The organism is Neobacillus drentensis (assembly GCF_036962765.1).
GTDB lineage: Bacteria > Bacillota > Bacilli > Bacillales > Cytobacillaceae > Neobacillus > Neobacillus drentensis_C.
The window spans coordinates 1-10,599 of sequence record NZ_JBALOS010000197.1 but is presented as its reverse complement, the minus strand read 5'-3'; the positions used below and the strand labels follow the sequence as shown (position 1 = coordinate 10,599).

Below are 10,599 nucleotides of genomic sequence, written 5' to 3'. Positions count from 1 at the left end.
ATGAAAGACATTTCATCTTTATTCCAACCAGTTTTGTCCTTCATCGGCTTTCATGACGACATTCCTTATTTTACGGCTTTTCTCGTACTTTCTGATGCAAAATCAGCGATTATGACTAAGATCATATAACAAAGCAGCAACAAGGTGATCTGTGTATATTGGAAATAGCTCATTGATAGCTTAAACTCCATCCCAAGTCCGCCTGCTCCGACAAAACCAACCACTATGGTGGTTCTCATAATAACCTCCCAGCGATAAAGGATATACGTGAGAAATCTAGGTAAGACCGTTGGCAGGATCCCGTAGAAGAAGATTTGGATTTTCGATGCACCTGCAGATGCTAAGTTCCGTATTGGACGCGGATCCATATCCTCAATCACTTCTGCCCAGAGCTTACCAAGTATTCCAAAGTTATGGAGTGCAAGGGCGATTGCGCCAGGCAATAAGCCTGGTTTAAAAATAAAAATAATCATCATTGCCCAAACTAACTCAGGAACAGATCGGGAAAAGATATAGATGATGCGGACAAGCCCATAAAGAATCCAACTATACCATTTCTTTGATGAGGTTAATCTCCCATTTGCGATATTTCTAGCCGCTGGAATCACCGTTAAGAAAGCAGCAATGGTTGCAAACCCAATCGCCATGATACTCATTTCCAGCGTTTCAAGGGTGAGTTTCAGTGCAGAACTCCAGTTGCCAGCATTAAAGAAGGCAGGATGCTTATCGTTTAAACCAATTAAACCACCAAAGAACTTTTTTGCAAATTCAATATTCTTATTAGACAATAAATCAAATAATTGAGCATTCTCTGCTACCGTGATAAACCTCCAAGAACAAATAATTAACAGCAGGGTGAAGAGGACATAAAGCCAGCCATGACTGAAACCCTTATGTCTTTTTCTCTCCGTTAATCCTTTTCTGACGTAATTACTCCATAAATCTACCAATAGAACCAACCCAATTAGAAAATACACATAGGTCCAAACTTGATCATATTTTAAATCTGCGAGTGATAATTGAATTTGGTAACCTAGACCTCCGAGGCCGACAAAACTCATAATGGCCGAAGAGCGAATGGCACATTCAAATCGGTACATTGTATAGCTGATCATGTCTGCCCAAACCAATGGAAAATAGCCATAAATTAGGATTTGAAGTTTTGATGCTCCTGATGATCTTAAAGCGGTGATTGGCCGTGCAGGTACATCATTTAACATATCTGCAAAAATACGGCCAAGGATTCCCCCGTATGGAATAGCTAGGGCAAATATAGCAGCATAAGGGGAGAGGCCAACAGCCGCAACGAATAGCCATGCCCATATTAATTCATGAATCGAACGAGTAAATCCTAAAATTCCCCTAAAGCATATTTTTGATGTTAATCGAGCCACCTGTCTTGATGTTAACACTCCAGATGCAAGAACCCCGACAATGAATGCATAAATAAGGGCAAGAGACATTCCGGCAACAGCATACGCGAGTGTTATCCAGGCGGATTCAAGCCCTTTCGTTAATACCTCTATTGACAAATCAGGTTGAATCAGTCCTTCAAATATTTGCAGCATGGTTGGAATTCCACCGGCATGAAAAAGGTCGGCACTCCACTGTATGGAAAACAAACTCCAAACGAAAACGGCTATCAATAGCAACGTAAGAATGACGCGATTATACCGGCCTAATACTGATGATTGTCGCCACATCTTACCCTTGCTCCTTTATTCGATAAAGGTCAGTTAACAAATTATCTGTTACGTTTTCAGATGGCAAATCAAAAAGGATTTCCCCATTTTTAAGGGCTATGATCCTAGTAAAATATTTTCGTGCATATTCGACTGAATGTAAACTAGCTATTAACGTTTGTTTTTGCTCAGAAACGATTTTGATCAGCATGGCTAAAACATCTTCGGCCCGTGCCGGGTCAAGTGAGGCCACTGGTTCATCAGCTAAAATGACTTCCGGATTTTGAACCATTAATCTTGCCATGGCAACCCGCTGCATTTCGCCTCCAGATAAAGTGGATGTGATGTCGTATATTTTATCTGCCAGACCAACTTTTTCAAGTGCATTCAATGCAACTTCTTTTTCTTGTGGGATTAGCAAAGAGAAGAGGGATTTGAAAACGCTCCAGTCAGCTAATCGACCTGCGAGAACATTGTGGATTACTGCAATAGACCCAATCAAATCAAATTGTTGGCGAATCACTCCAACTTTTTTAGCAAATTTTTTGCCTTTTTTGTAGGTTGCTATCGGGTCGCTGTCAATTAAAAGCTCCCCACTTTGGATAGGCACAAGTCCTGCTATGGAATTTAATAATGTTGTTTTTCCGGCACCGCTTGGTCCAATTAACGCAACCAAATCGCCTTGCTTAATAGAAAAAGAAAGGGAAGATAAGGCTATCTTCCGCTCAAATTGTTTCGATATATTTATTGCTTCAATCATAGTTTTTGAAGACATTTTAAGCCACCTACTACTTAATAATCTGTAAATCTTTCGCTACCTTTTCAATCTTTTTGTAATTATCGTTATTTGTTCCAACAAAGCTGTCAGTTTGGAATAAATCCGCAATATCCTTTTGGTCGCCAGTAATGGATAGAAGGGCGTCTTTTACTTTTTGCTTTGTTCCTTTACCAAAGACATCCTCGACATTACTATTGATTGTCCAGTTATAGTCATAGTAAGCAGGAGTTGTGTAAAAAACTTTCACTTTATTCGTATCGACTTTTCCTTCTTTTACTGCAGCTTCCCAAACAGCTTCATTTAATGCACCTGCTTTAAAGGCACCCGATTCAACTAACTTGTAGGTTGTATCATGTGACCCAGAGAAATTAGGTTTGCCATCGAAGTCTTTATTTGCATCAATTCCGGCTTCTGTTAAAAAGTAACGTGGCATTAAATGGCCGGATGTTGAACTTTCACTGCCAAAAGTAAAGGACTTTCCTTTTAGATCTTCCAGCTTGCTGATATTTTCTGATGATTGAGTAATAAATACAGAATGGAACTCAGCATCACGTGGTCGTTGAACGATCGACTCTGCATCAGGGACAAGGTTTCTAGCTTGTACACTTGTTAATCCACCAAACCAAGCCATATGGATTTCACCACGTTGGAAAGCAGTCACTAGTGCTGCGTAATCTACTGACGGTACAAATTCCACTTTCATCCCAGTCTTTTCGCTAAGATATTTAGCTACCGCTGTCATTCCTTTTTCTAAATCTGCAGCATTCTGATCAGGAATGGCACCAATTTTAAAGACTTCTTTTGTTGTCGTTTCTTTCTTGACATCTCCTGTATTTTTTTCAGTTTGCCCGCATGCAGCTAAAGAAAACACAAGTATAACAAGAATAAGAGCTGATACCCATTTTTTCATAATAATTCCACCTTAGTTGTATATTTGAATTCTGTAATATCTCTGTACTTTTAGAATTATACTGAACTGGTTTTTATTAATAAATTCATTAAATCGATATAAACTATCTATAATTATCGTTTTTTTCGATAAGGATAACATACGGAAATACACTATACTACCAATGACATCAAGAAAAACCCTTGCCCGGAAGCAAGGGTTTCTGTTAAGGCTCTTAAACCGTTATTTGTGACCATTCTTCGACATTCCACACTTTTGTTATCCAATCCTCATAAAAGTCGGGTTCGTGGCAGACTAGTACAACTGTTCCTTTGTATTCTTTGAGCGCTCGTTTGAGTTCGGCTTTCGCATCAATATCAAGGTGGTTTGTTGGTTCATCGAATAAGATCCAGTTACTTTCCGTCATCATCAGCTTACATAGTCGGACCTTAGCTTGTTCTCCACCGCTCAATTGATTCATAGGACGAGAGATGTGATCATTTTTCAATCCACAGCGGGCAAGCGCTGCGCGAACTTGATTTTGATCCATTGATGGGAAGGAATTCCAAACATCTTCGATTGGTGTAATTCCACCAGCTTTAACTTCTTGTTCAAAATAAGAAGGGAAGAGGAAATCGCCGCGTTCAACTTTTCCATTAATTGGATCGATTTTTCCAAGCATCGTTTTAAGAAGGGTCGATTTACCGACACCGTTACAACCAATGATGGCTACTTTTTCACCACGTTCAATCGTCATATTCATTTTTGGGAGAAGTGGCTCAGAGTAACCAATTTCTAAATCTTTCGCTTCAAAAACATAACGGCTGCTGCTGCGTGACTCCTTAAATCCAAAGGTTGGCTTCAAGGCAGTTTCCGGACGATCAATTCGTTCGATCCGATCCAGCTGTTTTTGACGGCTTTTTGCTCGGCCAGTTGTCGAATAGCGCGCCTTATTTTTCGCAATAAAATCTTCTTGTTTTTTGATAAATTCCATTTGCTTCTCATAGGCGTTAATATGCTGATTTTTATTGATCTCCGCAAGTTCAATGAACTTTTCATAACTTGCCGTGTAACGTGTTAGCTTAGAAAATTCCAATTGAAAAATAACATTGGATACCTGATTCATAAATTCCGTATCATGGGAGATTAAGATAAACGCATAAGGGTAGTCTTTTAGGTAGTTTTGTAACCAACGGATATGTTCTACATCAAGATAGTTGGTTGGCTCATCTAGCAAAAGGACTTTGGGTTGTTCCAAAAGAAGCTTAGCTAGCAGAACTTTTGTACGCTGTCCACCGCTAAGTGCTGCAACGTCGCGGTCTAATCCGATTGCATCGAGTCCTAAGCCTCGCGCTGCCTCTTCAATTTTAATATCCAATGAATAGAAGCCGCCAGCATCTAAAACGTCTTGGATTTCACCCATTTTCTCTAAAAGAACCTCCAGCTCTTCAGGAGAGGCGTCACCCATTTTGGCAATAACTTCATTTAATTCTTTTTCTTTTTCAAAAAGAGGGAGGAACGCGTCGCGCAGGACATCGCGCATGGTTCTTCCTTTGGTCAGCACGGTATGCTGATCCAAATACCCGTAGTGAACTCCAGGTGTCCATTCGACACGACCGCTGTCATGAATCAATTGTCCAGTAATGATATTCATTAAAGTGGATTTCCCAACACCGTTAGCACCAACAAGGCCAACATGATCTTCAGCTAATAATCGAAAGGAAACGTCTTTAAATAAAGTACGGTCCCCGAATGTATGACTTAAATTTTCAACGTTTAGTAAGCTCATTTTTTGTAATCCTCGCTTTGTTCAAGAATTAATACATTAGTACATCATACTAGATTTTTGAGGATTCGACTATATTTTTACGATGAAAATTACTGTGAGTTTTATTGGAAAATGAAATTTGTCTTAAAAAGGGAATAGTTTCATTGAATATAACACTTCCAAATTGATGGCCTTGATCCTTATGATGGATGTATAAATAACTTAGGTAGTTGGGCACTTTAATTAAAAAAGGATAAAATATGATTGGATTACTTATCGCCATTATCTTATTTAATTATTTCGCTTTTAAAAAAAATAAACGTTTGACAGAAAATCAAATTGTACATATTTGGACCTTTACCATTGCCTTTCAAGTCATCTTCGATTTGTTTGTAGAATTCAAATACCAAGGATACTGGTATTTTGACAAAGAAATTGATTGGGCAGGACTTCTACCACATATTTTCTTGGTTCCTCCAGTAAACATGATTTTTTTGAATTTTTTCCCTCATAACTCAAAAGTATTTAAGAAAATCTTATTTTTTATTCTATTTGTCATTGTTATTTTGATCTATGAAGCCCTTACTTTACTTCCTGCGCCTTGGGGGTATTTTCACTATGGATGGTGGAAATTGTGGCATGCAGCGATGATTAATCCGGTTCTTTTACTTATCCTGTTAGGGTACTATAAGTGGATCTGCAAACTGGAAAAAAAAGCATGCAAGCCTAAAAAAACGTAATTTATAGGATGGAAAGGGCTGCAGATGCGGCTCTTTTTTGATGACTGACAAAGTTATTCCTTTTATTAATGGAAAAGCTTAAACCATTTTCTCAACTTGTCCATATACTAGTAAAAAACAGTGGAAGGGGTGGATAGGTTGACAATCAAACGAGAGGGAATTTCGATCGGTACCATTTCTGGCGGTATTGTAAACTTTGGCGGAGCCGTTTGTATCTCTCCAATATCGGTAACAAAGTCAGCCTCAGGTTCTGGAGGTGGCAATACAGGCAGAGATATTACTACGATTACTGGATTAAGTTCCACAACTTAAAGAACGATAACTGATATCTTAGAATTGATTAAACCGATGCTAAAATAGCATTGCTTTTTTTGAAATTCATCTAGTATTCCCTTATTAAAATCATGTAAAAAGACGATACCTGATTAAGTATCGTCTTTTTACATGATTTTCACTTAAGCTTCAATTAATGATGGGTTAGGAAGTAATTTGCTCACTTACTTTTACTTCCTTTATTGTCCTTTTAGCATTGAAAACAATGTTTAAGAATATAGCTGTAAGGCTTCCAGACACGATCCCACTGCTTGTAAGAATATTTACACTCTCGGGAAGATGTGAAAATACATCTGGTACTGCAGTTATCCCGAGACCCATACCAACAGAACAAGCTATGATAAGGAGATTTTCTTGTGAAGCAAAATCTACCTTACTTAGCATTTTAATTCCATAAGCAATAACCATTCCGAACATTGTTACCATTGCACCGCCAAGCACAGACGTTGGAATAACGGTAGTGAATGCTCCGATTTTCGGGATAAATCCTAGGAATACTAACATACCACCCATTGTATAAATGACATTTTTGCTTTTTACACCAGAAAGCTGGACGAGTCCAACGTTTTGCGAGTAGGTGGTGTAGGGGAAAGCATTAAACAAAGCACCGATAATACTTGCAAGACCTTCAGCACGATAGCCTTTTGATAAATCCTTCTCTGTTAAATTTTTCCCTGTGATATCACTTAGCGCGAAATATACTCCTGTTGATTCTACCATACTCACAATTGCAACAAGAGTCATCGTAATAATAGGAGTCCATTCAAAGGTAGGTGTACCAAAATAAAATGGCTTAACCATGTGGAACCATGATGCGTCAGCTACTGCAGTAAAATTGACCTTTCCCATAAAAGAGGCCACAATGGTTCCCGCAGCTAATCCTAGTAAAATTGATATCGACCGGATAAATCCTTTTGTAAAACGATAAAGTAAAATGATAAATAGCAAGGTTCCGAAAGCTAGGCTGATATTGGAGATACTTCCGAAATCAGGGCTGCCTTGACCGCCAGCGATATTATTCATCGCGACAGGGATAAGTGTAATTCCAATAATAGTAACAACTGAGCCAGTAACAACGGGTGGAAAGAATTTAATTAGTTTTCCAAAAAATTGCGAGATAACAATTACGACAATACCGGAGATAAGAATGGAACCGTAAATGGAAGAAATACCGTATTGACCACCAATGGCAATCATTGGTCCAACAGCTGTAAATGTACAACCCAGTACAATCGGTAACCCGATTCCAAAAAAGCGATTTTGCCAAACCTGTAAAATTGTCGCAATTCCACACATTAAGATATCGATCGATACCAAGTAGGTTAATTGTTCACCGGAAAATTTAAGCGCTCCTCCAACGATTAGTGGAACGATTACCGCTCCTGCGTACATGGCTAATACATGTTGAATTCCTAACGAGGCAATTTTAAAAGGATGCTGTTTCATTAGATCATTTCCTCTACTTTCTCATTAATAAATGTCACTTTTCCTTTTGAAAGCGAGGAAATCCTTGCTAAGGATTCAACCCTAAAACCCAGATCCTTCAATTTTTGTGCTCCATGTTGAAAAGATTTCTCGATGACAATTCCAATTCCTGCTACCTGTGCACCACTTTGTTGAACAATTTTTACTAAACCAAGTGCAGCCTCGCCATTTGCAAGGAAATCATCAATGATGAGGACTCTATCACTATCATTTACATATTTATTGGAAATGGAAATTTCGTTTGTTTCATTTTTAGTAAATGAATGGACTGTCGCCGTAAGTAACTCATCGACAAGTGTCAAAGATTTTCTTTTACGTGCGAATATGACAGGGATGTTCATTTGTAAACCGGCCATAACTGCCGGTGCAATGCCTGAAGATTCGATCGTCACAATTTTAGTAACGCCTTCATCTGCAAATATCCTTGCAAATTCTTTTCCAATTTCAAGCATTAGTTGCGGGTCGATTTGATGATTTAAAAAGGAATCGACCTTTAAAANNCGTCTGAGCTGATTTTCTCTTCTAGTAATCTCATGTTTGATAACTCCCTTATTAAATAATAAAAGCCCAAAGGTCATTGCCTCACAACAAATAATTGAGTGAGATAATGACCTTTGGGCTTCGTGTCCAAAAAGGAATAGGTGCAAATCTAAAAAAGAGGCGCCATTCCGCATTACCCACTCATAGTCAGATTGTTAACGGCAATCCGGTAGAAACTTGCGGGCCATATTCCCGCGATTATATGAGTGAAACGATATGAATTTATTCACATTATACGAGCTGATAAAAAGTAATTCAATAAGTTTTTTTAGAAAAACGAACATTTTAAATTATTTCTCACGCATCGTTCGTGTACTGTAAACGGTTTATTCGCAGAAAATAAACGGCTAACTCAAAGATTGAATACCCATTCATTTTCAGGTATTATTAGAGTGTATAATTTATTCAGAAAATTCTAATATAAAAGGGTGAAGAAAATGAAAAAATCAATTCCAGAATCATGGTGGAATCATTTGAAGTTGCCTGTTATTTCGGCTCCGATGTTTTTGGTGTCAGGCACTGAACTCGTAAAAAATTGTTGCTTAAATGGCGTAATTGGTTCCTTTCCTGCTCCAAACGCAAGACCCATTGAAGTATTAGATCAGTGGATGGGACAATTAAATGCAGAGTTGGAAGAGGCACGCGCCCTCGAGCCAGACCGGAAAATTGCACCGTGGGCAATGAATATGGTTGTACATAGCTCTTACAGCCGTCTGAAGGAAGAACTTGAATTAATTAAAAAGCATCAGCCTCAATTGGTGATTACCTCCTTAGGAAGTCCGAAAGTAGTCGTAGATATTGTGCATGAATATGGTGGACTCGTATTCTCAGATGTTAGTGATTTGAAATTTGCTAAAAAAGCCGCAGAAGCTGGTGTTGATGGTTTAATTTTGGTGTCAAGCGGGGCAGGTGGTCATGCAGGACAAATTAACAGCTTTGCCTTCGTGGATATGGTTCGTACCTTCTGGGATGGAATTATTGTCCTTGCGGGTTCTATTTCTACGGGCAAAGGGATTTTAGCTGCCCAAGCGGCGGGAGCGGATCTTGCCTATATGGGAACAAGGTTTATCGTAGCGACCGAAAGTATGGCTAATGATGAATACCGAGAAATGCTCGTTGATGCCACACAAGAGGATATCATTTTAACTGATGCTTTCTCCGGCGTCATGTGCAATATGCTGGTACCTAGTATTAAAAAGGCGGGATTGGACCCAGCGAAACTCGTTAAAAAAGATCAGGTAAACTTTGATAGTATGCAAAGGGAAACAAATGCGAAAGCATGGCGCGACATTTGGTCAGCAGGTCACGGTGTAGGAGCGATCAATAAAATTGAATCAGCAGCTGAAATAATCAATACTTTAGAAATAGAATACAAAGAAGCAGTACAAAACATCAATCGAAATGCAGGGAAATTGAGTTCGGTGTCAGTAAACTAATTCAAATACATTTTATGAAAAAGGACTCTCGCTTTTGGGTCCTTTTTTTTATCAAAATAAATTAAGAAAGAGATTGATTTCATAAGGGAGAGAGATGTATGGATAAGAACAGACGTAAGGAACTAAAAGAGGAATACAAACAGATTAAAACCTACATGGGAGTGTATCAAATTATCAACACGATTAACGGTAAGATTTACGTTGACAGTTGTCTCAACCTGAAAAATAAATGGCTAACGTTACGAGGTCAACTTGACATGGGTCGATTCGCCAACTTCGAATTGCAAAGAGATTGGAAGGAACTTGGAGAAGGAGCATTCGTCTATGAAGTGCTCGAGGAAAAAGAAATTGATGAAGCAACAGACAAGCGATGGGAACTTAAGCAATTGGAAAAGCCGTGGTTGAAGAATTTGCAGCCTTACGGAGTTAGAGGATATAATAAGCTGCCCAAAGACTAACATTTTGAATTATTTCATCTGAATAAGTATCAACAAAAACGCTCTGAGTAATAACACTCCGAGCGTCTTTTAATGGAATTATTGAAATGTTTCAAAGAGAAAGTACCGAGATGCCGCATAATGGGAAATGAGAGTTACTTCTTACGTTTTTCCTTTGAGACCATCTTAATAACTTTATAACCAGGCTTCATCTTAATCTTTTGGACTCCATTATTAGTTGTAACTTGGTACATGGTATATTTACGAGGTTGATGTTCGAGAACGTTGATTTTTTTAATTGTCTCTTCTCGAAAATATTTATGTATTTTCTTTGTTTGCTTTTCTTTTTTTTCTCCGTACAGGAAATCGTAAGCGACAATGATTAATAAAATAAAGATTGCTCCAACAAAAAGTGAATATAGTGCAGAATACAATAATGACAAAATGGACATCCTTTCTTTCTTGCGATGGAGGGGATTAAAAAACCATTATAGCGTAAAGTGTATGATTA

11 protein-coding genes and 1 riboswitch are annotated in these 10,599 nt (G+C 38.4%); of the genes, 4 read left to right on the top strand and 7 right to left on the bottom strand.

The window, feature by feature from the left end:
* Nucleotides 1-65: 65 nt before the first annotated feature.
* The 4 genes from V7137_RS22125 to V7137_RS22110 form a co-directional block, all read right to left on the bottom strand.
* Complete coding sequence (locus tag V7137_RS22125; RefSeq protein WP_335700072.1) at nucleotides 66-1,703, bottom strand: PhnE/PtxC family ABC transporter permease; 1,638 nt, start codon at nucleotides 1,701-1,703, stop codon at nucleotides 66-68.
* 1 nt (nucleotide 1,704) lies between these two features.
* Entirely contained in the window at nucleotides 1,705-2,457 is a 753-nt protein-coding gene (locus V7137_RS22120; protein ID WP_335700071.1) for a phosphonate ABC transporter ATP-binding protein, read from the bottom strand.
* 13 nt (nucleotides 2,458-2,470) lie between these two features.
* Entirely contained in the window at nucleotides 2,471-3,370 is a 900-nt protein-coding gene (locus tag V7137_RS22115; protein WP_335700070.1) for a putative selenate ABC transporter substrate-binding protein, read from the bottom strand.
* A gap of 214 nt (nucleotides 3,371-3,584) precedes the next feature.
* Nucleotides 3,585-5,138 carry an ABC-F family ATP-binding cassette domain-containing protein gene (locus tag V7137_RS22110; RefSeq protein WP_335700069.1) on the bottom strand — a complete coding sequence of 518 codons (1,554 nt, stop codon included), beginning with the start codon at nucleotides 5,136-5,138 and terminating at the stop codon, nucleotides 3,585-3,587.
* A gap of 239 nt (nucleotides 5,139-5,377) precedes the next feature.
* On the opposite strand from V7137_RS22110, the gene V7137_RS22105 reads away from it, so the two are divergent.
* Both V7137_RS22105 and V7137_RS22100 read left to right on the top strand, forming a co-directional pair.
* Complete coding sequence (locus tag V7137_RS22105; RefSeq protein WP_335700068.1) at nucleotides 5,378-5,857, top strand: hypothetical protein; 480 nt, start codon at nucleotides 5,378-5,380, stop codon at nucleotides 5,855-5,857.
* A 138-nt stretch (nucleotides 5,858-5,995) separates the two neighbouring features.
* Nucleotides 5,996-6,169, top strand: coding sequence for a spore germination protein (locus V7137_RS22100; protein WP_335700067.1), 174 nt, complete (start codon nucleotides 5,996-5,998; stop codon nucleotides 6,167-6,169).
* 165 nt (nucleotides 6,170-6,334) lie between these two features.
* Here V7137_RS22100 and V7137_RS22095 read toward each other — a convergent pair whose 3' ends face one another.
* On the bottom strand, nucleotides 6,335-7,636 hold the full coding sequence (locus V7137_RS22095; RefSeq protein ID WP_335700066.1) for a nucleobase:cation symporter-2 family protein: 1,302 nt from the start codon (nucleotides 7,634-7,636) through the stop codon (nucleotides 6,335-6,337).
* On the bottom strand, nucleotides 7,636-8,217 hold the full coding sequence (locus V7137_RS22090; RefSeq protein ID WP_438825625.1) for a xanthine phosphoribosyltransferase: 582 nt from the start codon (nucleotides 8,215-8,217) through the stop codon (nucleotides 7,636-7,638). The genes V7137_RS22095 and V7137_RS22090 overlap by 1 nt, the downstream gene beginning before the upstream one ends.
* Before the next feature lie 122 nt (nucleotides 8,218-8,339).
* A riboswitch (purine riboswitch) is annotated at nucleotides 8,340-8,441 on the bottom strand.
* Nucleotides 8,442-8,652: 211 nt separating this feature from the next.
* Between V7137_RS22090 and V7137_RS22085 the strand changes: the two genes are divergently transcribed.
* Both V7137_RS22085 and V7137_RS22080 read left to right on the top strand, forming a co-directional pair.
* Nucleotides 8,653-9,651, top strand: coding sequence for an NAD(P)H-dependent flavin oxidoreductase (locus V7137_RS22085; RefSeq protein WP_335700064.1), 999 nt, complete (start codon nucleotides 8,653-8,655; stop codon nucleotides 9,649-9,651).
* Between the two features lie 98 nt (nucleotides 9,652-9,749).
* On the top strand, nucleotides 9,750-10,109 hold the full coding sequence (locus V7137_RS22080; RefSeq protein WP_335700063.1) for a GIY-YIG nuclease family protein: 360 nt from the start codon (nucleotides 9,750-9,752) through the stop codon (nucleotides 10,107-10,109).
* 134 nt (nucleotides 10,110-10,243) lie between these two features.
* Here V7137_RS22080 and V7137_RS22075 read toward each other — a convergent pair whose 3' ends face one another.
* Complete coding sequence (locus tag V7137_RS22075; RefSeq protein WP_335700062.1) at nucleotides 10,244-10,531, bottom strand: hypothetical protein; 288 nt, start codon at nucleotides 10,529-10,531, stop codon at nucleotides 10,244-10,246.
* Nucleotides 10,532-10,599: the final 68 nt, after the last annotated feature.